The following is a 24,447-nucleotide window of genomic DNA, read 5'->3' as shown; positions in this document are numbered from 1 at the left end:
CAATAGCACATCGGACAACAGCCAGTTGCAAAAATGCAAAGATAAATCTGAGTGCGGAGCAAAAAAATTCGGTGAAGGGATAAGCTTCACCGATGGAGTGTTCTAAGGTATGGTTATTATGGTTGTTTTTTGTTGTTATGGGCATAGTGTACGCCCAAGCATCACAGTGAACAAGGGGCAAATTTGCAACAACGACTTGCAAAATTGCAAAGTTGCTACCGTGTTACAATCCATCCCACGCCATTTGGCTAAAGTTGATGGCTTTTGGATGGCTTGGACGCTCGCTCTGCTGTTGTAGTGCCTTGCTGCGATGCACCAAAAAGTCCAAAAGATGATTGCGGATTTTATAATAATGCGCATGATGGTGGATATTATCCCTGTGACGTGGCTTCGGGATGGTATTTTCTACAATCTCTGCCAAAAACGCTCGAGGGCCATTGCTCATCAAAAAAATCCGATCGGCAAGCAAAATCGCTTCATCAATATCGTGGGTAATCATAAACACCGTCTGCTGTGTCTCATCAACGATATTGACAAGCTCATCTTGAATCACCCCACGAGTTAACGCATCCAGCGCCCCAAACGGCTCATCCATCAGTAGTAATTCAGGCTGTGTGGCAAAAGCACGGGCAATCCCCACACGCTGTTTCATACCTCCTGACAGCTGGCTTGGCTTTTTGTCTTTGACTTTGGCAAGTCCGACCATGTTAAGATAAAAATCAATTTTTTGAGTAAGGTCGCTTGTGCTGATGCTCGGCGTTTTGGCTTTTAGGGCAAAGCCGATGTTGTCGCCAACAGTCAGCCATGGCAGTAGCGCGTGGCTTTGGAACACCACGCCACGCTCAAGGCTAGGTTTCACCACTTCTTTGCCATTCATAAGGATACTGCCTGATGTGGCGTTTTCAAGTCCTGCCAAGGCATTTAGAATCGTCGATTTGCCACAGCCTGAATGTCCAATCAAGCAGATGAACTCATTTTTATAAATATCAAAATTGACATTTTCAAAGACATTCTCGCCATCGCCATAGCGTTTGGAGAGGCTGCCAACTTCAATCAATTTGCCATCATTATTCAACATAGCTCACCTTTTTTTGTAGCACACCAAACAGCATATCCAGCACCATGCCCACAAGACCGATGAGCAAAACGGCAAAAATCACATTGGCAAGCGATAAATTATTCCACTGATTCCACACAAAATAGCCAATACCCGTACCACCCACAAGCATTTCGGCAGCGACGATGACAAGCCACGCAATGCCCATAGAAATACGCATACCGGTGACAATGGTCGGTGCGGCGGCAGGAATGACAATCTTGGTCGCAGTCTGTAGGGGCGATAATTCCAGCGTCTTGGCAACATTACGCCATTCACGGCGGACAGATGCCACCCCAAAGGCGGTGTTGGTCAGCATCGGCCAAATAGAACAAATAAAAATCACAAAAATGCTCGATGCATTAGAATCCTTGATGGTATAAAGGGCAATCGGCATCCATGCAAGCGGTGAAATCGGCTTTAAAATCTGTACAAACGGTGTGGCAGCAGCCCCCAAAATCGGCGACATACCGATGGCATAGCCAAGCGGAATCGCCACCATCATCGCAAGCAAAAAGCCTAACAGCACTCGCCCGATAGAGTACCCAAGCTGAATGCCGATGCCCTTATCATTTAGGCCGTTATCATAAAAGGGATTGGACAAGTGTTTGGCGGATGTTTGCCCAAAGTCGCTCGGTGTAGGAAATTCGCTCTTTTGGCTTGCGACCAATGCACCAGGCTCGGTAAATTCAGGAATATCGCCCATCAGTACGCTGTACTCAAGTTTGAGCGGGTCGGTCGGTGCATAGACCTTTTGTGGCAAGGTCGCCCATTGCCAGATGCCAAGCGTCGCAAGCACGATGAGTAGGGATAATAGATAGCCTTTGGTTTTGGTTGTCAGTTTCATACGCTCACCTTTTGACCGATGGCAAAGGAATTGATGTACTCATCAGGACGGCTTGCGTCAAAGTCTTTGCCCATCACGGTGATTTGTGGTTCGTTTTCTTTGACGGCGTAGCCCATTTCTTGCATTTGTTTTTTGGCATCGGTGAGCATAAACACTTGATTTGCGATGTCTTGATAATTGATGTTGTCTTTTAGATAGCCCCAGCGTTTCATTTGCGACAGCATCCACACCGCCACCGATTGCCACGGCATGACATCAAAACCCATGCGGTCAGGGAAATCTTGGACATTGCCCACACCATCAGCAAAACGCCCCATGATGGACTGGCGTAGCACCAATTCAGGCTGACCTAAGTATTTGGCAGGCGAGAGTAGTTTGGATAAGTCTTTGCGAATGCTTGGCTCATTTGCCATGACATTGGCTTTGATAATCGCACGATACATCGCCAAAAAGGTTTGCGGATTTTCATTGATGAACGCCCCCGAAGTGCCAAACGAACAGCACGGATGACCCAGCCAAATATCACGGCTAAGCGTGTGGATATAGCCTGCTTTATCCCAAACGGCACGCTGATTGAACGGCTCAGGCCCAAAAAAGCCGTCAATGTTGCCTGCTTTTAGGTTGGCAATCATATCAGGCGGTGTGGTCAGACGAAGCTTGACATCTTTGTCAGGGTCAAGTCCATGTTCTGCCAAGAAATATCTGAGCAGATAATTATGAATGCTGTGCTCAAAAGGGATGGCAAAGGTGAAGCCTTTCCAGTTGCGTGGGTCTTTATTATCAGCGTGCTTGAGTGCCATCACGAGAGCCTGACCGTTAGTGTTTTGGATGGCGGCGACTTTCATGTCTTGTTTGGCTGAACCCAAGCCAAGACTGATGGCAAGTGGCATCGGTGCCAAAAAATGCGTCGCATCAAGCTCTCGGTTCATCATCTGGTCGCGAACCAATGCCCAGCCTGCTCGCTTATGCAAATTGGCCTTGATGCCTTGCTCTTCATAATAACCTAAGGGGTCAGCCATGATCAGTGGCGTTGAGCACAAAATCGGCAAAAAGCCAATGTCCACGCTCTTTTTTTCGGGTTTTAGCACATCAATGGCAGCAGCTTCTTGTAGGCTTGACAGTGGCAAGACGCTGGCGATGGCGGCAAGGGCAGTGCCTTTACCCACCGATTTTAAGAACGCGCGACGAGTCGGCTCATGCGGAAACAGTGCCTTGACTGCCACCGCTTCAATCATGTCGGTGGTCGTGTGTTCGCTGCGGCTGTCGTTTTGGACATGGGCAAATCGCTCATCGAGTACAAGGCTTTGATTACACTCGCTTTGGCTACTATGTTTGCCACACGAGCAGCCGAATTTGATCGGCTTATCATCAAAGGGGCGAAAAATATTAGGCATAATAAATACTTAGAATAAAAAAACAGCACCATGTTACACCGAGTAGGTTGGCATGGTAAATTCACTTTTAGGATATGGTTATAACTTCAGCTCAATCTTGGCAGTCGTCACGCCATCACGCTCTTGGGTCATCACAAACAGCGTCTCGCTATCATCAGTGATTTGCCAGTCGCAGGTTTTGTCAGGATTGCCTGTGACCGAGACGATGATGGACTTGGTCTTTAGGCGTACCAGTGGCGACTTATGTTGATAGCCTGCGTGTGGCAAAGATAAGATTTCGTGGCTGATGGCAGCAGCTTGTTCACGCAGTGGCGCGACAAAACGGCATGGCTTACCGTCAATCACGATACAGTCACCGATGGCAAAAATATGCGGATTGGAGCTACGCAGGGTATGGCTATCGACGATGATACCTTGTGGGGTGCGCTCGATGTTCGCCATGCGTGCCAAGCGATTATCGGTGATAAGTCCTGTACTTGCCACGATTTCATCGACAGTGATGATGGTGTCATCAAGCTTGATTTGATAGCCGTCCGCAAGCTTGTCGATGCCATGCACCGTGGCACTGCCATGATAGCGGATGCCGATACCAGTGAGTGCGTCTTGGACTTTTTGCCCTGCAATCGGTGGTAGGATTTCGGCAAGGGGTAGTGCATCACGGTTGATGAGTGTGACCTGATGACCTGCTTTGGCAATGTCTTCAGCAAGCTCCACGCCAATCATACCAGCACCGATGATGGCGATGTGTTGGTTTGGACGGGCAGACAGTTTGGCTTGTAATTGACCAAACATATCAATGTGATTAATCCGCCAGACTTTATCAGCAGGCAGGCTTGGTGGTAAAAATGGTGTCGCCCCTTGAGCGATAATCAAATGGCGATAGCCAAAATCACCCCGTGTCGTGCGTACCAGTTGTTTATCGCTGTCAATGGCGGTAGCAAAGGTATGGGCAATCAGGTTGACATCGAGCGTTTTGGCAAGGTCAATCGCTTTTTTGGTGATGAGCACATCAGGCGTCTTGTTTTGGCTGATGGCAATGGACAGCTGTGGCTTCATATAACGGTCGCCACTGTCAGCGGTGATGAGTGTGATGGGGATGCAGTCATCAAGCTTGCGTAGCGCTTCAATCGCTGTCCAACCTGCCGTACCACCGCCGATGACGATGACACCATTATCCGCACAGGGTTTGGCGATGACCGCCAAGGTTTCTCGCTGAACAAAGGGCTCAAAGTCTCGTTTGGTCACGCCACACAGTGGGCACATCCAGTCGTCAGGAATGTCTTCAAAGCGAGTACCCGCAGGCAGTCCGCCATCAGGGTCGCCCAATTTTTCATCATAAATCCAGCCACAAGCACGGCACAGATATTGTCGCCATGCGCCACGGCCATCGGTTGGGTTGCCGTCTTTGTCCATGTTTACAGGTGCTATCATGTCACTCATTGCTCATTCCTTAGGTTGGTGATACATCGCTCATCAGCTGCTGTGATAGACTGCGTAGGTGCTTGATGGCAGGCGTGACAATCGCCACAAAATGCGCTTCACGAATACGACGCTGAGGTGCAGCAGTCATCAGATAGCCTTTTGCGCCTTGGTGTAGTAGTGCTGCTTGGGTGGCGGTGAGTGATAATTGTGCCCCTTGGATGCGAGCATCTAGCACATCCAGGAAAAATTCTTTGTGCGACTCAAACGGTGTCTTGGCAAGGTCAAGCGTGCGTGCCACAAGCTTATCTAGTGACTCTTGCAGTGTGCCTGCTTGGTCTTCTAAGTATTGATTGACATGGCAAAGCTGAGCATCGACAGCGGTGATGTCATGAATCGCCCCTTGGATGATGCCTGCACCAATGCCAAGTTGCATCAGTACAAACGCCCCACGAATACGCTCAATAAAGGCTTTGGCAGGGTCGGCGATGATGGTCTCTGTCGGCACAAAGTATTGATTGAGATTTATTTGCCAAGTGCTTGAGCCTTCCATACCGCTAAAGGTCGGGCAGGCGTTCAGTTGCCATTGTCCACGGCGCGCTTCATCAAAGCTTAGTAAGAAAAATACATCTTTATTCTCACCATCCACACGAGCGATGGCACCGCAGTATTGGTTCGGTGCAATGTGGCTAATCCATGGCAGTGTACCTGACACCACATAACCGCCATCGACTTTGGTTGCTCGCAAAATCATCGATTCGATATTGGCAAAGGTTTTCATTGGATTGGACAATGCCGTACCGCCAAAGCTGTCGCCCACGATATGGCTTGGCAGGATATTCGCCTTTAAAGCGGTATTTTCTGATTGGTCAAGATACAGACCGCACACTTGATGACACCATGACAAAAAGGCTGTCGTACCGCAGACTTCCCCAATCTTGGCAGTGGCAAGAATGGCATCGCCAAAGCGACTACCTTGGCTAGACAGATGCGCCGAAAACGCCCCAAGGCGCGCCAGCTGTGCCATCTCAGCCGTCGGATAATAGCCCTTGTCAATGGCGATGGGGTCAAGCGATTGCTTGGCGCATTGGCTGATATTATTCAGAAAATCGGGTGATTGCCATGCCAAGATGGCATCAGTGGCGGGATTAATGGCTGAAGTGTCGGCAAAATATGAGTCAAACGAATGCATACAAGACCCCAAGTGGTGCAATGGCTTAAAATTTAAATAAACAGATTATTATAGACAGGTGCGTGGCAAATTTCTTATTCAGTTTTTGACTAAGGATAGGTATTTATCGGTACATCATTTGGATATCAATACACATAAGCCTTAATTCGGCTATTGAATTGCCCGTTTGTCACGGTGCGAAGTTTGGTTGCTTTTCTATGTCTGAATGTTTATGATAGCACCATCTGCAAACCAATTTATTGATAAGCAATGAAACAAATATTTTTAACGCCTCATCAATCAAAATATTATGCTTGGCTGCTCACCCGTCAGGCACAAAGCGGCAGCATGGATTCGCTGGCAAGCACTTTGGTTGATTCGCAAGTGGATTTGAATCCGCATCAGGTTGATGCCGCTTTGTTTGCCTGTCAGAATCCTTTGTCGAAGGGCGTGATCTTGGCGGATGAAGTTGGTTTGGGCAAAACCATTGAGGCAGGCTTGGTGATTTTGCAGCGCTGGGCGGAGCGCAAGCGCCATATTCTGATTATCACCCCCGCCAATCTGCGCAAACAGTGGCATCAAGAATTGCAGGAAAAATTCGGTCTGCAAGGCATGATTTTGGAAGCCAAAAGCTATAACGCCGCCAAAAAAGAAGGCAGCAACCCTTTTCGCCAAAATATGCCGATTATCTGTTCCTACCAATTTGCCAAAGCCAAGGCACAAGACATCAAGGCAATCGGCTGGGACTTGGTGGTGATGGACGAAGCGCACCGCCTGCGCAACGTCTACAAAAAAGGCAATGTCATCGGCAAAGCCTTGCAAGAAGCGCTGGCAGATGTTTCCAGCAAAGTCCTGCTCACAGCCACACCGTTGCAAAATTCCCTGCTTGAGCTTTACGGCTTGGTCAGCATGATAGACGGGCGTATTTTCGGTGATTTGGAGAGCTTCCGCAGCCAATTCGGCACCAGAGCCACCGAGCAAACCTTATTGCACTTGCGCCAGCGTTTAAATCCCGTGTGCAAACGCACCTTGCGCCGACAGGTTCAGGCCTACGTTCCCTATACCCAGCGCCTTGCCATCGTGCAAAGATTCACGCCATCCGATCAGGAACAAGTCTTCTCTTCACTGGTTGCCGACTATCTGCGCCGCCCGAATCTGCAAGCCATGCCTGAAGGTCAGCGACAGTTGATTTCTTTGGTGTTGTGGAAATTGCTTGCTTCCAGCAGCCGCGCCATTGCAGGCGCTTTGGATACCATGAGCAAACGCTTGCAAGGCGTGTTGGACAAATCCAAGCCACAAGATTTGGTGGAAATCCTCGATGAAGACTATGAAAGTCTCGATGAAATCGCCGAAGAATGGGAAGAAGGAACCGAAACCAATATTCTGACGGCAGACCAATACCAAGCCATTGCCGATGAAATCGAAGAACTCAAACACTTCAAACACCTCGCCGAAAATATCCGCGAAGACGCTAAAAGCCGTGCCTTATTAACCGCACTTGAGCGTGCCTTTGCCGAACTCTCCCGCTTGGGTGCTGCACAAAAAGCCATTATCTTTACCGAATCCAAGCGCACGCAAGATTATCTGCTGCAATGCCTGTCTGAAACGCCTTACGCAGGCGAAAACGACGAAAGCATCGTTTTGTTCAACGGCACTAACAGCGATGAAAAAGCGCAAAAAATCTATAAAAACTGGCTCAAACGCCACGAAGGCAGCGACAAAATCACCGGCTCCAAAACCGCCGACACCCGCGCCGCGCTGGTGGAATATTTCAAAGAGCAAGGTACGATTATGATCGCTACTGAAGCTGGTGCAGAAGGCATCAACCTGCAATTTTGCTCGCTCATCATCAACTACGATTTGCCGTGGAATCCGCAACGCATCGAACAGCGTATTGGTCGTTGTCATCGTTACGGGCAAAAGCACGATGTGGTGGTAGTCAATTTTGTCGATGAAAGTAACGAAGCCGACGTACGCGTGTATGAACTCTTGGAGCAAAAATTCCAACTCTTTAACGGTGTATTTGGTGCCAGCGACGAAGTATTGGGTGCCATTGGATCGGGTGTGGACATTGAGCGACGCATTGCCGATATTTACCGACATTGCCGTCTGCCCGAAGACATTAAAGTAGCTTTCAATGAGCTACAACGTGAACTATCGGATGAAATCAACCAAAACATGGTTAAAGCCCGCCAAACCCTGCTGGAAAATTTCGACGAAGAAGTGCGCGACAAACTGCACATCCGTGACCAAGAAAGCCGTGATGCACTCAAAAAATACGAACGCATCCTGCTGGATTTAACCCAAAGCGAACTGGCAGAACACGCCGATTTTGATGCAGAAGGGTTTACGCTCAACAGTCTGCCTGAAAACCTTTCAGGCAGCCTAGGCACCGTTGCATTGGGGCGTTACGAGCTGCCGCGCAAAAGCGGTGAAGCTCATCTTTACCGCATGGGCCACCCCTTGGCACAAGCCATCATCACCCAAGCCAAAAACCGTGCCTGCCCGAGAGTGCGCCTGCAATTTGACTATCAAGCACACGGCAGCCGCATCAGCACGCTACAAGCCTATCGCAGTCAAAGCGGGCAGCTTGTCGCCAAACTCATCAGTATCAGTGCATTAAACGACACCGAACAGCATCTGCTGATCGCCGCCGTTACCGACAGCGGCCAAGCCTTGGCAGCCGACGACCCCGAAAAACTCTTGAAACTGCCCGCCCGTGTGCTTGGTGCAAGCGCACAAACAAGCATTCAGACGACCTTATCCGCCGATATCGACCGCCGCCGCCAACAACTGCAAAACGACGCCATCAATCGCAATCTGGGCTACTTTGAGCAGGAAGTACAAAAACTCGACGACTGGATGGATGACCTCAAACACGGCTTGGAGCAAGACATCAAAGAAACCGACCGCGAAATCAAAGAAGCCCGCCGCACCGCCGCCACCGCCGCCACGCTGGAAGAAAAGCTCGCTTGGCAGAAAAAACAGCGCGAACTGGAAAACAAACGCAGCAAACAGCGGCGCGAACTGTTTGACAAACAAGATGAAATTGAAAACCAACGCAACTGGTTGATTGAAGAGTTGGAAGAGCAGTTAAAGCAGCAGGTTGATGAAGAAGAATTGTTTTTTGTTGAGTGGGAGATGGTTTAAGATGCTACCATCTATGTATTTTAATGCCGACAGGTTTAAAGCCTTCGGGAGTATGTATTATGAATATTAATTCAAGAACACTTAACTATTATGTTGAAAACGCCTCTGTATCTTTAGAGACACTAAGAGATTCAATTAAAAATATAGATCTTTTTTTGAGTGGTGAAAGGCAACCGACATTCAATCAGGTATCTGATATTGCAAAGAAGCTCAATATCCCAACTGGGCTGTTACTGTTGGATAAACCAATTGAGATAAAAAGTGGACGGCTTGAATTTAGAACATTGAATTCACGCCACGTTGATGTAATTAGTGAGGAACTGCGCGATACCATTATTGAAATGGAAAGCAAGCAAGCGTTTTTACGAGAAGAAATTGACTTCACGTTAGATTTTATTGGCTCTTGCTCTGTTGAGGATGGTGTAGCCTTGGTTGCTTCAAGAATACGCAAAAAACTTCAAATCCAAGAAGGTTTTCAAAATAGCATACCCAAATCGAATTTGTTGAATTTTTTGAAAGATAGAATCAACAGTATTGGAGTGTTCATTTTTTTTAATGGCAAGGTTGGGGATAACGGGCATAGATCATTAAGCTTGAGTGAGTTTAGGGGGTTTGTGCTAGTTGATGAAAAAGCACCAATTATTTTTATTAATCAAAAAGATGAAACAATAAATGGAAGGGTGTTTACCCTGATTCACGAATTGGTACACTTGTTTATTGGGGTGGATGAGATTCTTACGGAAGTGGATGCAGGTGACTATACTTTTGACAAAACAGAGGCATTTGTAAACAAAGTAACTGCAGAAATTCTTGTGCCGAAAACCGTTTTTGAAAATTTAGTAAATCAATCACTAATTAATACTCAATTAGATGAGCAAGTTAGGGTGTTTTCGGAAAGGTTTAAAGTAAGTGAATTCGTGATTGTTAGGCGATTATACGATATGAAGTTAATTGATAAGAAAACCCACGATGCAAAGGTAGAGGAGCTGCAAAATAAGTTTGATCAATTTTTCAAGAATAAGTCTAAATCTTCATCTGGGGGTGGAGATTACTATAACAACCTAAACTTTAGAATCGATAAAAGATTTTTTAGTTATGTTCAAAGGGCATTGCAACAAAATAGGATTTCTTATACCGATGCCTTTAAGATTATTGGTGTAAGTTTTAAAGGATATAAATTTTTGGCGGAGAGTAAATAATGAAATATTTACTGGATACCAATATTTATATTAATTTTTATGAGAGGGCTTATCGTTTTGAATATTTTCCGAGTTTTTGGGAGGCTTTTGAAAAAATACTTAATCAATATGTTGTCTTGCCGAAAATTGTTGTTGATGAAACCAATAAGAGTGATGAATTTAAAGAATGGCTAGAGCAAAACTTTAAAGGGGAATATCTGAATCATAAAGATTATGCCGAAGAATGGAGACAGGTTATTCAACATATTGCCCAGCATTCTTGTTATAGCGATAAAGCATTGATTGATCCGAGAAGCTGGACGCATGAAAAAATTGCGGATGGTTGGTTGATTGCGATAGCCAAAAAAGACGGTCTGACTATTGTTACCGATGAACGTGCTAACCCAAATTTGAATGCACAGAATCCGAGTGGTGCAGTAAAAATTCCTGATATCGCAAGAGATTTTGGAATTAAATGTATTACGATGAACGAATTTTTTCAAAAAATCGGATTTAAACTCTGATTTTTTAGTAGATGAGATAGAAGCACATGAAAAACCAAAAACTAGAACTCACTTGGATAGGCAAGGACAAGCGCCCGAAGCTTGAAGCGCGGATTTTGTTGGAGGAAGCGGCGAGGTCGTATCATGCGCCGACGCGTTCGGAGCAGGCGATTTTTGATAATCGATTGATTTTTGGCGATAACTTGCTAGCTCTTAAGGCATTGGAACAAGAGTTTGCGGGTAAGGTGAAGTGTGTGTTTATCGACCCGCCGTATAACACCGGCAGCGCGTTTGCCCATTATGATGACGGACTGGAGCATTCGATTTGGCTGGGATTGATGCGCGACCGTTTGGAGATTATCAAGCGGTTACTTTCTGAAGATGGTTCGCTATGGATTACCATTGATGACAATGAAGCGCATTATTTAAAGGTGTTGTGTGATGAGGTGTTTGGGCGGGGGAATTTTATTTCCAATGCGATTTGGCAAAAAAAGTTCTCACCACAAAATGATGCGAAATGGCTGTCTGACAATCATGATCATATTTTAGTGTATTCTAAAAATAAAGAAATTTGGCGACCTAATTTATTAGCTAGAAATGATTCAACAGATAGTAGGTATTCTAATCCTGATGATGATCCTAGGGGCGTGTGGGCTTCTTCTGATATGAGTGTAAGAACTTATTCTGAAAGCACGGATTACCCTATTACAACACCATCTGGAAAAGTTGTTCGCCCTGCTGAAAGTAGATGTTGGTCAATATCCAAAGAAAAATTTGATGAATTGGTAGCAGATAATAGAATTTGGTTTGGTAAAAATGGTGGAAATGTACCAAGAATTAAAACTTTTTTGAGTGAAGTAAAACAGGGGTTGGTTCCTTTAACGGTATGGTTACATACTGACGTTGGAAATAATCAAGATGCCAAAAAAGAAGTTAAACAATTTAATTCCAAAGATGTATTTGACACTCCAAAGCCTGAAAAACTCTTACAACGCATTATCCACATAGCCACCAACCCTGGCGATCTTGTCCTAGACTCTTTCGCTGGCAGTGGCACCACAGGCGCGGTTGCCCATAAAATGGGGCGGCGCTGGATTATGGTGGAGTTGGGCGAGCATTGCCATACGCATATTATTCCGCGTCTGCAAAAGGTGATTGACGGCACGGATCAGGGTGGGATTTCCAAGGCGGTGAATTGGCAGGGCGGCGGCGGTTTTCGTTATTACCGCTTAGCGCCGACCTTGATTGTGAACGATGCGTGGGACAATCCGATTATCAACCCCGACTATAACCCTGAAATGCTTGCCGAAGCGCTTGCCAAGCTGGAGGGCTTTACTTGCAAACCATCTGAAACCTTGTGGTGGCAGCATGGCTACTCCAGCGAGCGCGATTTTATTTATGTAACGACACAAACTTTGTCTGCCGAGCAGTTGCAGGCGCTGTCGGATGAGGTGGGTGAAAATCAAAGCCTGTTGGTGTGTTGTGCCGCTTGGCGCGGTATCACTGCGGCACAGGCGGCGGAGCGTTTCGCTAATCTTTCTTTGAAAAAAATCCCGAAAATGGTACTGGCGCGCTGCGAATGGGGGCACGATGATTATAGTTTGAACGTCGCCAACCTACCGATGGCGGAGCCTGAACCGATGCCGTCTGAAAAGCTGCCTGAAAACCGCGCCAAAACTGCAAAAGGCAAAAGTGCGGTCGAAAATCAGGAGGATTTGTTTGCGGGGGGAAGCGGGTGATGAGTAAAGAAAATCCGTTGTTGCCCGTCGATTACGGGCAATGGCTTACTGAAATCAAAGGGCGGGTGCTGGCGGCGCGGCAAAAAGCGGTTTTGGCGGCCAATGCCGAGCTGATTTCCCTGTATTGGCATATCGGGCGGGATATTTTGGAGCGACAAGCGGCACAAGGCTGGGGCAGCAAAGTGATTGACCGTTTGGGGCGTGATTTGCGTGAAGCATTTCCAGAAATGAAGGGGTTTTCGCGCGCGAACTTGCTGTATATGCGCGCTTTTGCCGAGGCTTGGACTGATGAACAAATTGTCCAACAAGCTGTTGGACAATTACCGTGGGGGCATAATGTATTATTGCTTAATCGGGTAAAAAATGCCGAAGCCCGTTTGTTTTATGTGCAAAAAGCCTTGGCGGAAAGTTGGTCTCGCGCCACTTTGGAAATCCATATCAAAAACCGCTTGCATGAACGGCAAGGGCAGGCGGTTACCAATTTTACCGCCCGCTTACCTGCGCCAACTTCTGCTTTGGCACAAGAAACCCTAAAAGACCCTTATTTGTTTGATTTTTTGGGTTTGGGGGAGGAAGCGCATGAGCGCGATATTGAGCAGGCATTGGTGCAGCATATTACCCGTTTTTTGTTGGAATTGGGCAGTGGTTTTGCTTTTGTGGGGCGGCAATATCGTTTGGAAGTCAACGGCGATGAGTTTTTTATTGATTTGCTGTTCTACCACACGCGTTTGAAATGCTATGTGGTGGTGGAATTAAAAGCCACGGCATTTAAGCCAGAGCATGCAGGGCAGTTGAATTTTTATTTGGCGGCGGTCGATGCACAAATTAAAGCCCCTGATGACCACCCCACCATTGGTTTGTTGTTGTGCAAAACGCAAAACCGTTTGGTGGCGGAATATGCTTTGTCTGGTATCGATAAGCCGATAGGCATTGCCGAATATGAACTGGTACGAGCCTTGCCGGAACCGTTGGTAACCAATTTGCCGACAGTGGAACAGCTGGAAAGCGAATTGTCTGATTGGCAGGATGAAGACGGGCAAGTTTCCGAAATTTCCGGATAGTTCAAATAAAGACAAGAGATAAAAATGACCACAAGAATTCAAAACCATATTAACGGGCGCTTGTCATTGCGTGCACCGCAGGCAGAAAGTCTGGCGAAACTGAAACAAGCGCTGGATGCCGCGCCCCAAATGCTGAAACATGAGCGTGATGTCGCGGCGGTGCTTGAAACGCTGAAAGCCGAATTTCCGACCTTGCAGGAGTTTGAACGCGATTTTCCGTCGCTGTGTTTTGCCTTGGCAACAGGGGTGGGCAAAACCCGTTTGATGGGGGCGTTTATCGCCTATCTGCATTTGGCATATGGCATCAACAATTTCTTTGTGCTGGCGCCGAACCTGACGATTTATAACAAGCTGATCGGCGATTTTTCGCCCAATACGCCGAAATATGTGTTCAAGGGCATTGGCGAATTTGCTATCAATCCGCCACGTGTGATTACTGGTGATAACTACGAGCAGCAAAGCATCGGCATGGCGGATTTCTTTACCGAGGTGCGGATCAATATTTTCAATATTTCCAAAATCAATTCCGAAGTACGTGGTGGCAAAGAGCCGCGTATCAAGCGGATGCGTGAAGTATTGGGCGATAGTTATTTCAACTATCTGGCGAATCTGCCCGATTTGGTACTGTTGATGGACGAATCGCATCGCTATCGTGCCCAAGCAGGAATGAGAGCGATTAATGAATTGAGTCCGTTACTGGGCTTAGAATTGACCGCTACGCCATTTGTGGAATCAACCAAAGTGCCGATTCCGTTTAAAAACGTGGTGATGGATTACCCTTTGGCGCGGGCGATGGAGGATGGCTTTGTAAAAATGCCAGCGGTGGTTACGCAGCGTAATTTCAACGCCAAAAACCATACACCAGAAGAGATTGAAAAAATCAAGCTGGAAGACGGTGTACGCCTACATGAAAACACCAAGGTGGAGCTTTTAACCTTTGCGCGGGAAAACGGCGTGGCGGTGGTGAAACCCTTTATGCTGGTGATTGCCCGCGATACTACCCACGCTGCACAACTATTGTCTTTATTGGAATCGGACAATTTTTATAATGGGCGTTATCAGGGCAAAGTAATTCAGGTGGATTCGAGTAAATCAGGCAAAGACGAGGAAGAGATGATTGCGCGGCTGTTGGCGGTGGAAAGCGTGGACGAGCCGACCGAAATCGTGATTCACGTCAATATGCTTAAAGAAGGCTGGGACGTTACCAATCTTTATACCATTGTGCCGCTGCGTGCTGCTAATGCACGTACTTTGATTGAGCAAAGTATCGGGCGCGGCTTGCGCCTGCCTTATGGTAAACGCACTGGCGTGGAAGTGGTGGATAGACTTAATATTGTGGCGCACGACCGCTTTCAAGAAATCATTGATGAAGCCAACAAAGGCGATTCGGTATTGCGCTTGCAACAGGTGATTTTGGAGCCGGCGGGAGCGGATGAACAAAAAGTGAGCGTTACCGTATCCAGTGGCATAGAAAGCCGTTTGGGCCTGGCGGATAGGCCGTCTGAAAACGATGTTGCGCACAACGCAGAAGCGTATCAGCCGATATTTACCAGTGAGGCGGAAAAGCAAATTGCCCGTAAGGTGATGGAAGCCGCTGCCCGATACGAAGCCCGCCCGCAACAAGCGCCGACTTCGCAAACCTTATTACAAGCGGATATTCAGGCAAAAATCACCGAAGAAGTGAAACAACAATTGCAAGGTATGCAAGATGAATTATTCGTAGATGAATTACCTGATGTTGCCGCGATTGTTGCCAGGACAACACAAGTGTTAGTGAGTCAAACTATTGATATTCCAAGGATTACTGTAATACCAAGTGGAGAGATTAGTACAGGATTTTATCCATTTAGCTTGGATGTGAGCAATCTACATTTACAACCAGGGGCGCGCGAGATTCTGATTCACAACCTGCATACCGATGAACAAAGCAGTTTGTCTGCGGAGCTTGGTTTGGTTGAAAAACGTCCTGAAGACTATATCGTGCATGCACTGGTTGATTTTGAAGATATTGATTATTTTACTCAAGCAGAACTGTTGTATGATTTGGCAGGACAAATGGTACAGCATTTACGCAGTTATCTTTCCGAACAAGAGACGCTAGATGTGTTGGATAAAAACCGCCGATTGATTGCGCGGGAAATCCATGCGCAAATGATGGTACATTTCTGGGAAAAAGCCACACATTATGAAGCGCATGTCAGCCGCGGATTTACCGCGCTCAAACCCTGCCATTACACCGCATCGGCAAACGAGCCGGTGCGTTCGGTGCGCGATACGGTTACGGATAAAAGCCGCCTCAAGCAAATGCTGTTTGGTGGATTTCAAAAATGTCTGTATCCATTACAAAAATTTGATTCCGACACCGAGCGCCGATTTGCCGTGATTTTGGAACGTGATGCACAAAAATGGTTTAAACCCGCTTTGGGGCAGTTTCAAATTTATTATAAACAGGGAAATGAACAAGCAGAATACCAACCTGATTTTGTGGCGGAAACACAAAACGATATCTTGATGGTAGAAACCAAAGCTCGTACCGATATGCAAAACGCCGAAGTGCAAGCCAAAGCCGAAGCGGCAACTGCTTGGTGTAAACAGGCAACAGACTATGCTGTGCAGCACGGCGGTAAACCGTGGAAATATCTGCTGATTGCCCACGATGAAGTGGACGAAGCAAAAAGACTGGAGGATTTTTTGAGGTTTGAGCGAAAATATGACTAAAAATTGGGTATTTGATAGGCGACGCTCCAGCAAAGACAGCTTTGTTGTGTGACATCGCTAAAATATGATTATTAAAAAACACCTTGGCCTTGAACCGCACCCCAAAAGTTAGACAACCTTTGGGGTGTTTTTTGGCATTCATCGCCATCAGCCATCACTGATGGGTCGTCCCAACTTATGGCGCATACGCCTGTAGTTCTGGGTTGATGTCGTTTTGGGCGACATTGTTGGCATAGTTGCACAAAGTTGCTAGCGCCACGCCCAGCACCACATCTAGGATGTTTTGTTCGCTGTAGCCGGCGGCTTTGATGGCTGCCAATTCTTCATCAGACACTTTGCCACGCTTATCAATCAGCTGCATGGTGAACTGTGCCAAGGCTTGATATTTGGCGTTGTCTTCGATGGTGGTGCGAGCACGCAAAGCGTTTAGCACGTTTTCAGGCATTTTTAGCTTTAGGGTACCGATTTTGGTATGACCTGCCACACAAAAATCACAGCCATTGTGCGCTGCTGCGGTGATTTGTACCACTTCGATTTCTTCGGGAGTTAGGCTGCTTTTGCTGTTGATTTTGCCAACTTCTTGATACATTTCAAGTGCTTGTGGCGAGTTTGCCAACACACCGATTAGATTTGGGATAAAGCCATTGGCTTTTTGTACCATTTCTATACGCTCTTTGGCTTTTTCTGGGGCGGTTTCTAGGGTGTTGACGGTTAGACGAGCCATCTTGTTTTCCTTATAAAAAGTTAAGTGAAAGATGGGATTAGTATAGGGATGGTGATGGGCTTTTGCAAGGGGGTCTTGGATAAATTTGTCAGTGATGGCTGATTTGTACGCCACTTTATCTGCATTATAAGTCAAATGTGCTAAAATAAGCCATTATTTACCAGTAGATACACAGCATGATTGAATTTAAAGATGTGGCGGTACGCCGAGAAGGGCGACTGCTATTTAGTGATGTCAATTTACAATTACACAAAGGACAAAAAATCGGTCTGACGGGCAATAATGGCACGGGCAAATCCACCTTGTTTGCCACCATCTTGGGTGAATATGCCACCGATCTTGGGCAGGTCTCGATGCCGTCGTCATGGCAGATCGCCCATATGGCACAAGAGATTCACGCCACCGATATGCTTGCCATCGACTATGTACTGTCTGGCGATGCCGAATGGTGGCAGCTCAATGACAAAATCAGTCGCCAAGATGCACTGTCTGCCGATGAGATTGCGCCAATTTATCAGCGTTTTGAAGAGATTGATGGCTATCGCACTCGTGCTAAGGCGGCGATGATTTTATCAGGGCTTGGTTTTGGTGAAGCTGAGCATACCAAGGCGGTGGCGATGTTCTCAGGGGGCTGGCGGATGCGTCTAAATCTGGCTCGCACCTTGATGCACCGCGCTGATGTACTACTGCTTGACGAGCCGACCAACCATTTGGATTTGGATGCGATTTTGTGGCTTGAAGAGTGGTTGCAAAAGTTCGATGGGCTTGTTTTACTGATCAGTCATGACCAAGCATTTTTGGATGCGATTTGTGGACATATTTTACACATTGAACAGGGCAAAATCACTTTATATACAGGCAATTATAGCCAATTTGTCCGTACGCGTGCCGAAAGACTTGCCCAAGAACAACAAGCCTACGAAAAACAACAAGCCGTGCGATCGCATCTAGAAGACTATATCCGCCGTTTTCGTGCCAAGGCGACCAAGGCCAAGCAAGCCCAAAGCCGTATCAAACAGCTTGATCGTATGACTGAGCTGAGTCCTGTGATGGCGGATAGTGCGTTTAGTTTTAAGTTTTATGAGCCATCGCACATGGCATCCCCGCTGATTAGCCTAGATAATGCGACCATCGGCTATGATGGTGTACCGATGATTTCTAAGATAAACTTACAAATCACCCCAAGTGTCCGTATGGGTATCCTTGGGGCAAATGGTGCTGGCAAATCCACATTGATCAAAGCATTGGTCGGTGAGCTGCCACTGATAAGCGGTGTACATAAGGTTTCAGAGACACTAAAGCTTGGTTATTTTAATCAGCATCAGATGGACAGCCTAGATGATGATGCCACGCCGATGGTGATGTTAAGACGCATTGCAGGGCAGACATCGGATGCGGATTTGCGAGCGTTTTTGGGCAGTTTTGATTTTCGGGGTGAGCGGATTGATACGGTCAGCCGATTGTTCTCAGGTGGTGAGCGAGCACGGCTGATGCTGGCGTTATTAGTGTGGCAACGCCCCAATGTCTTGGTGCTCGATGAGCCGACCAACCATCTGGATCTGCAGATGCGAAATGCATTGATGCTTGCACTGCAAGACTTTGCAGGTGCATTGATTTTGGTGTCGCATGATCGTGATTTGATCTTGTCGGTGTGTGATGAGCTGTGGCTTGTGGCAGATGGTCGCTGCACGGAGTTTGTCGGTGATATGAGCGATTATGCCGAACATCTCAAAAAAGCTCGCCAAGAGCGGCAGCTTGCCCACAAAGAACAAAAAGAAGTCGCCAAACCCGAGTGCGTCACACCGCAAGCACAGACCTCTGCCAATGATGGGCTGAGTAAAGAAGAGCGACGCAAAAAAAATGCCCAAATCCGTGAACAGACCGCACCCCTGCGTAAGCAGATTGCTAAGCTTGAAAGCGAACTTGAGATGCTAGGTAGCAGACTTGATGTCATCGAAAATGATCTGTCTGACAGCGGTCTGTATGATGATGCTAATAAGTCAAAGTTATTAGAATTATTAAACGAACAAAGCGATATCAAAGCCAAAATCGACAGTACCGAAGAGACCATGCTTGCGGCGATGGATGAGCTTGAGACGCTTGAAACAGAGTTGGCATAACAAGACATGATGGCATAAGATGACAAAACATTCTGGGCAGTCTGATCATTTTGTTGATTATTATCAATTACTTGGCGTGACAAAGTCGGCTGATGTCACCACTATCAAGCGTGCTTATCGCAGTCAAATCGCTCGTCATCATCCTGACAGAGCAGATGGCAAGCCGGATGATGAGATGGCAAGTCTGCTAAACGCCGCCTATGCCACGCTCAAAGATGCTGATATGCGACAACGCTATGATAACAAGCTGATGGAGCATCACCAAAAGCTGTGGCTTGCGGACAAAAAACGCCAGCTGACAGAGAAGATCGAGGGCTTTGCCCATCGCCATGCGAACAAAGTGGGGCAAGCGCTTAAGTCGCGACTATCGCCTGAGTTTCACGATCAGCTGGGTGTGCAAGCAGGTCGCTTGGCAGGACACGCCATCAAGCACGCCAAGCGGCTGTGGCACAAGCTGGCACAAGCGCAATCGATGGACTTGCCTGATGATTTGCCGCTTTGTGCCATCAGCCTAAGCACGGCTTATCAAGGCGGACAAATCAGCCTTTGGGTGGATGGGCGTCAGCTACAAACTACGCTGCCCAAAGGCATCGGTCATGGTGAGGTGATCCAAGTGATCGATGCTGATCGCACTTACCGCATTCGCATCGCGATCGATACACCCGATGTGCAGGTGCGTGACAAAGATGTCTATTATACCGTGCGTATCAGCACGACAGAGGCGATGATCGGTACGCAAGTACAGTTGCCACCGCCGTTGTCACTACAGCTTAGCGTACCTGCCCATGCATATTATCCGACGAGTGTTCGCCTAAGCGGTCGAGGTTTGCCAAGTGACGATGGCGCTGGTGATTTGGTGGTGGTGTTCGAGCTGGATGCATGATGACATGACGACAGCTTGGTGGGTTTTTTCTGATAACTGCCCAAAATTTGACCAAACGAACCGCGCCGCTCTAGAAAAAGCAGCCCATCGCCACCATCAACTACCGCACTGCCTCTGTGCAAATTTCCCATTGATAAAGAGATCTCCATGCTAACAACCTTTAACCCGCCTTTATGGCTGCGTAATCCGCATCTGCAAACAATTTTGCCAAAATTTTTGGTTAAATTTGAGCCAAATTATGAGCGTACCTTGATCAAAGATTCGTTTAATCAAAGTGATGTGGCGTTTGACTATCTTTTGACGGATGAAGCCATCGGTGATGATGGCAAATATCACACGCCGCTGGTGGTGCTGTTTCATGGGATGGAAGGCTCAAGCCAAAGCCATTATGCGCGCACCTTGGCAAGAGCAGTGCAGGATAAGGGATATCATTTTGTGGTGGCGCATTTTCGCTCGTGTGGTGGCGTGGCGGTGTCAGGCGATGTATTTTATAATGCAGGTGATACCAAAGAGGTGCATCATTATTTAGAATATCTATCCAATAAATTTGCCACCATCTACGCCATCGGCGTCTCACTGGGCGGCAATGCACTGGCCAAATATATGGGTGAATACGGCACATCGGCACTGTGCCAAAAAGCGGTCGTCGTCTCAGCGCCTGTGGATCTATCATCAGCATCGATGGCGATGGAGCGACTGTTGGGCAGACATATTTATACGCCATATCTGCTAAATCCCATCGTCAAAAAAGCGCTGGAGAATCGCTTAAGTGCTGATGAAATCAAGCTGCTTAAGCGCGCCAAACGCATGGGCGACTTTGATGATGTCTTTACCGCACCACGCCACGGTTATCGCTCAAAAAATGACTACTACCGCCAAGCATCGGCATTGCCTTATCTGGTCGATGTGGCACGCCCAACGCTGATCATCACCGCCAAAGATGATCCGTTTTTGGGTTTAACAGCGACAGCAGGCGATGTGTCAAACCAAGTCACTTTGCTTGACACTTTGTATGGTGGGCATATTGGGTTTTTGGATTATGATTATAAAACGCGCCAATTTGACCTAAGCTTTGTTGCCAATTCCGCTTTATCATTTTTTAATAATAATTAATAATTATCCATAGGCAGGCGTGATGCGTATTTTCTTTATGGCGGTGGTTGCCATTTTATTTCAGCTGTGTACTTATGCACTGGCATCAGGCGTGCAGTGGCTCGTGCGTCCGTGGGCGTCCGATGCAATCTTAAAGGCGGTGATGATCGGGCTGTTTGTCATCAGTAATGTCATTTTGCTGCTGCTCATCACAGGTTCGTTTCGCATCGGCATGAGCTATCTGAGTGTGCTGTGGATCGCGATATTGGCGATGGCGCTGACTTTGGTGATAGGCGTTTTGGCGTCTAGGTTTGGCATCACGCTTGGGCATGGTCTGAGAGTTTTTGGTGTGGCAAGCTTTATCGGCTTGATCGCACTTGGTCTGTATAATGTCTATACGCCAACAGTTCGCCACTTAAGTATCAGCATTGATAAGCCGATGCCAGTGCCTGTGCGTATCGCTGTGGTGAGCGATTTGCATTTGGGTGAGCTAATCGGGATTAGTCATCTGGATAAGCTGGCTGGGATACTCAATGATGAGCAAGTGGATCTGCTACTGATGCCAGGTGATGTGATGGATGATGACACGGTGGCGTATGACGCCTATGGCATGGCAAGTCATTTCAAGACGGTGGTCGATGCGACAGGCTTTGGGGCGGTGGCAAGTCTTGGCAATCACGATCTATATCGCAGACAAGCCCAAGCTGACATCGTCAAAGCCATCACTGACACAGGCACGCTGCTACTCGATGACAAAACTGCTCAAATCGACATCCAAAAAGATGGTAAGACCACAAGTCTGTCCGTGATTGGGCGATTTGATGATCATGTCGCTGCGCGATTGCCGACTGCTGAGCTGATCAAACAGGTCAAGACCGATCAACCGGTGATTCTATTGGATCATCGCCCAAGCCAAATCGATGAAAACAGCCAATTGCCTATTGATTTGCAAGTCTCGGGACATACGCATAATGGGCAAATTTTCCCTGCAAATTTCATCGTGGCGATGATGAATCGTATCGGCTATGGCTACGAACAAGTGGGCAATATGCACACGGTGGTCTCGTCAGGCTATGGGCTGTGGGGCGTGCCGCTGCGTCTTGGATCGCAGTCTGAAGTGTGGATCATCGATATGGTGGGTAGTACACCAAAATAACAACCTTGTCTTGAGCGAGCAAAATTGGCTTTACATTTTATAAAATCTCGCTAGAATGAATGGGCGTATTGTGATGATGCGCCCAATTTTATTAAGGGGAATATGATGACCAAACTGTATGGATTAAATGAGACTGTCGTGCCAAACCAAGAGGGCTTATTTGGTGAATTTGGTGGTAAAATCGGACATCCTGCACTCTCAGCGGCGATGCAAGAGATCGAAGATGGCTTTCGTGCGATGATTGCTGATGATGGATTTTTGAAAGAAATCGAAGCGCTGCAGCTGCACTATGTCGGCCGTCCAAGTCCGATTTATCATGCACGCCGACTGTCTGAGCATCTGGGCGGTGCACAGATTTATCTTAAGCGTGAAGATCTGAACCACACAGGCTCGCACAAGATTAATCACTGTCTGGGCGAAGTGCTACTTGCCAAACGACTTGGCAAGAAAAAAGTCATCGCTGAGACAGGTGCAGGTCAGCATGGTGTGGCACTGGCGACAGCGGCGGCACTACTTGGGCTTGAGTGCGAAATCCACATGGGTGTCGTGGATATCGCCAAAGAACATCCGAATGTCTCTCGCATGAAGATTCTGGGTGCAACACTGGTGCCTGTCTCTCGTGGCGCTGGCACGCTCAAAGAAGCGGTGGATAGTGCGTTTGAAAGCTATTTGAACCAGCTGGATGACAGTATGTTTGCCATCGGTTCGGTGGTGGGGCCTGCCCCTTATCCTGAGATGGTGGGGTATTTTCAGTCGATCGTCGGACATGAGGCGCGCCGTCAGTTTGGCAAATTGACAGGCGGACTGCCTGATGTGGTGACGGCGTGTGTGGGCGGTGGCTCGAATGCTTTGGGGTTGTTCAATGCGTTCTTGGATGATGGGTCAGTGCGTAAAGTCGGTGTTGAGCCAGCAGGCGAGGGGCTTGACAGTCATCATCGTCATGCAGCGACTTTGACTTTGGGTGTCAAAGGTGAAATCCAAGGGTTCAAATGCTATGTGCTACTTGATGAGAATGGCGAGCCTGCACCAGTACATTCGATTGCATCGGGTCTGGATTATCCAGGTGTCGGGCCGCAGCACAGTTATCTTAAGGACAGCGGTCAAGTGGAATATCAATCAGCCACCGACCAAGAGTGTCTAGATGCCTTTATGCTACTATCACGCTTGGAAGGCATCATCCCTGCGCTAGAGAGCTCGCACGCGGTGGCGTTCGCCATCCGTGAAGCCAAAAAGCTTGGCAAAGACCAAAAAATCTTGGTCAATCTATCCGGCCGCGGTGATAAGGATTTGGACTTTGTTTTAAGTCAGATTGAGGTGTGATGCACTGATTGCATGGCATAAAAAAGCGGAAAGTAATTTTTCCGCTTTTGTTGTCTTAGCTGTGTCAGTCTTTTAGCCCAAGCACATCTTGCATGGTATAAAGACCAGCTGGCTGTGTGGCGACCCACTCAGCAGCCCTGACCGCACCTGTGGCAAAGGTGGCGCGGCTTTGGGCTTTGTGGGTGATGGCGATGATTTCACCATCCATGATGAATTCGACCGTATGCTCACCGATGATTTCACCACCACGGATGGCGTGCATACCAATATCGCCCGCTTGGCGTTTGGCAGCGCCATGACGGCCGTGCACTAGGGCGTTTGGCAGATGCTGACCACGAGCGTCGGCGACGGCTTTTGCCATCATCAGTGCTGTGCCTGATGGCGCATCAATCTTGTGCTTGTGATGGTGTTCGATGACTTCAACGTCAGCATTGAGTCCAAGCACGCGTGCGGTGGTTGCAAGTAGGTTCAGCGACAGATTGACGCCAGTTGAGTAGTTGCCCGCATAGACGATGGCGATATGTTCGCTGGCGGCCTTAAGCTTGGCTTCTTGGGCATCAGACAGACCAGTGACACCCATCACCAATGGCACTTTGTGCGCAAGACAGGCATCAAGCACTTCATCGAGCGCTTCAGGTAGGCTAAAGTCAATCAGCGCCTGCACGCCATCAAGTGTGATGGTGGACAGTGGCACACCTGTTTTATTCACTCCGATAAATTCCCCAGAGTCTGCACCGATTAGGCTTGAGATACTGCGGACGAATGCTCCTTTAAGCGCTGTATTGGGATTGTTCAGCGTAGCCTCAATAAGCATTCGACCCATACGACCTGATGCGCCCATGATACCGATATTGAGTTGACTCATAATGACATCCT

Annotated in this window: 18 protein-coding genes; 11 read left to right on the top strand and 7 right to left on the bottom strand. The window is 47.6% G+C overall.

Features of this window, described 5'->3' with window-relative positions; genetic code table 11:
• Positions 1 to 223 precede the first annotated feature (223 nt).
• From B0681_RS08645 to B0681_RS08625, 5 genes are all read right to left on the bottom strand, one after another.
• Complete coding sequence (locus B0681_RS08645; RefSeq protein ID WP_078318328.1) at positions 224 to 1,078, bottom strand: ABC transporter ATP-binding protein; 855 nt, start codon at positions 1,076 to 1,078, stop codon at positions 224 to 226.
• Complete coding sequence (gene ntrB / locus B0681_RS08640; protein ID WP_078318327.1) at positions 1,068 to 1,943, bottom strand: nitrate ABC transporter permease; 876 nt, start codon at positions 1,941 to 1,943, stop codon at positions 1,068 to 1,070. Before ntrB ends, B0681_RS08645 begins: the two co-directional genes overlap by 11 nt.
• The gene (locus B0681_RS08635) at positions 1,940 to 3,337 is read right to left on the bottom strand and encodes a CmpA/NrtA family ABC transporter substrate-binding protein (RefSeq protein WP_078318326.1); all 1,398 of its coding nucleotides are present in this window, start codon (positions 3,335 to 3,337) and stop codon (positions 1,940 to 1,942) included. Before B0681_RS08635 ends, ntrB begins: the two co-directional genes overlap by 4 nt.
• Before the next feature lie 78 nt (positions 3,338 to 3,415).
• Positions 3,416 to 4,777, bottom strand: a complete 1,362-nt coding sequence (locus B0681_RS08630) for an FAD-dependent oxidoreductase (protein ID WP_078318325.1) — start codon at positions 4,775 to 4,777, stop codon at positions 3,416 to 3,418.
• Positions 4,778 to 4,787: 10 nt separating this feature from the next.
• On the bottom strand, positions 4,788 to 5,948 hold the full coding sequence (locus B0681_RS08625) for an acyl-CoA dehydrogenase family protein (protein WP_078318324.1): 1,161 nt from the start codon (positions 5,946 to 5,948) through the stop codon (positions 4,788 to 4,790).
• A gap of 249 nt (positions 5,949 to 6,197) precedes the next feature.
• Here B0681_RS08625 and B0681_RS08620 point away from each other — a divergent pair, with 249 nt between their 5' ends.
• Genes B0681_RS08620 through B0681_RS08595 form a run of 6 tightly spaced genes read left to right on the top strand, consistent with a single transcriptional unit; the run spans position 6,198 to position 16,276 of the window.
• The gene (locus tag B0681_RS08620) at positions 6,198 to 9,077 is read left to right on the top strand and encodes an SNF2-related protein (RefSeq protein ID WP_078318323.1); all 2,880 of its coding nucleotides are present in this window, start codon (positions 6,198 to 6,200) and stop codon (positions 9,075 to 9,077) included.
• Between the two features lie 59 nt (positions 9,078 to 9,136).
• Positions 9,137 to 10,276, top strand: coding sequence for an ImmA/IrrE family metallo-endopeptidase (locus B0681_RS08615; protein WP_078318421.1), 1,140 nt, complete (start codon positions 9,137 to 9,139; stop codon positions 10,274 to 10,276).
• Positions 10,276 to 10,779, top strand: coding sequence for a DUF4411 family protein (locus B0681_RS08610; protein ID WP_169835692.1), 504 nt, complete (start codon positions 10,276 to 10,278; stop codon positions 10,777 to 10,779). Before B0681_RS08615 ends, B0681_RS08610 begins: the two co-directional genes overlap by 1 nt.
• A 26-nt stretch (positions 10,780 to 10,805) precedes the next feature.
• Positions 10,806 to 12,497, top strand: a complete 1,692-nt coding sequence (locus tag B0681_RS08605) for a site-specific DNA-methyltransferase (protein ID WP_078318321.1) — start codon at positions 10,806 to 10,808, stop codon at positions 12,495 to 12,497.
• On the top strand, positions 12,497 to 13,558 hold the full coding sequence (locus B0681_RS08600; protein WP_078318320.1) for a PDDEXK nuclease domain-containing protein: 1,062 nt from the start codon (positions 12,497 to 12,499) through the stop codon (positions 13,556 to 13,558). The genes B0681_RS08605 and B0681_RS08600 overlap by 1 nt, the downstream gene beginning before the upstream one ends.
• 24 nt (positions 13,559 to 13,582) lie before the next feature.
• On the top strand, positions 13,583 to 16,276 hold the full coding sequence (locus tag B0681_RS08595; RefSeq protein WP_078318319.1) for a DEAD/DEAH box helicase: 2,694 nt from the start codon (positions 13,583 to 13,585) through the stop codon (positions 16,274 to 16,276).
• A gap of 175 nt (positions 16,277 to 16,451) precedes the next feature.
• Here B0681_RS08595 and B0681_RS08590 read toward each other — a convergent pair whose 3' ends face one another.
• Complete coding sequence (locus B0681_RS08590; RefSeq protein WP_078318318.1) at positions 16,452 to 17,000, bottom strand: carboxymuconolactone decarboxylase family protein; 549 nt, start codon at positions 16,998 to 17,000, stop codon at positions 16,452 to 16,454.
• A gap of 176 nt (positions 17,001 to 17,176) precedes the next feature.
• Here B0681_RS08590 and B0681_RS08585 point away from each other — a divergent pair, with 176 nt between their 5' ends.
• From B0681_RS08585 to trpB, 5 genes are all read left to right on the top strand, one after another.
• Positions 17,177 to 19,120, top strand: a complete 1,944-nt coding sequence (locus B0681_RS08585; protein ID WP_078318317.1) for an ABC-F family ATP-binding cassette domain-containing protein — start codon at positions 17,177 to 17,179, stop codon at positions 19,118 to 19,120.
• 19 nt (positions 19,121 to 19,139) lie between these two features.
• The gene (locus B0681_RS08580) at positions 19,140 to 20,003 is read left to right on the top strand and encodes a DnaJ domain-containing protein (protein ID WP_078318316.1); all 864 of its coding nucleotides are present in this window, start codon (positions 19,140 to 19,142) and stop codon (positions 20,001 to 20,003) included.
• A 147-nt stretch (positions 20,004 to 20,150) separates the two neighbouring features.
• The gene (locus tag B0681_RS08575; protein ID WP_078318315.1) at positions 20,151 to 21,116 is read left to right on the top strand and encodes a YheT family hydrolase; all 966 of its coding nucleotides are present in this window, start codon (positions 20,151 to 20,153) and stop codon (positions 21,114 to 21,116) included.
• A gap of 22 nt (positions 21,117 to 21,138) precedes the next feature.
• Complete coding sequence (locus B0681_RS08570) at positions 21,139 to 22,251, top strand: metallophosphoesterase (protein ID WP_078318314.1); 1,113 nt, start codon at positions 21,139 to 21,141, stop codon at positions 22,249 to 22,251.
• Positions 22,252 to 22,356: 105 nt separating this feature from the next.
• A complete protein-coding gene (gene trpB / locus B0681_RS08565; RefSeq protein WP_078318313.1) occupies positions 22,357 to 23,571 on the top strand; it encodes a tryptophan synthase subunit beta in 1,215 nt (404 codons plus the stop codon).
• Positions 23,572 to 23,635: 64 nt separating this feature from the next.
• Here trpB and dapB read toward each other — a convergent pair whose 3' ends face one another.
• The gene (gene dapB, locus B0681_RS08560; protein WP_078318312.1) at positions 23,636 to 24,436 is read right to left on the bottom strand and encodes a 4-hydroxy-tetrahydrodipicolinate reductase; all 801 of its coding nucleotides are present in this window, start codon (positions 24,434 to 24,436) and stop codon (positions 23,636 to 23,638) included.
• Positions 24,437 to 24,447 lie beyond the last annotated feature (11 nt).

The organism is Moraxella porci DSM 25326 (genome assembly GCF_002014855.1).
In the GTDB taxonomy this organism is placed as follows: Bacteria; Pseudomonadota; Gammaproteobacteria; order Pseudomonadales; family Moraxellaceae; genus Moraxella; species Moraxella porci.
Note: the sequence above shows the minus strand (reverse complement) of the source record. Positions and strands in the feature narration are given on the sequence as shown.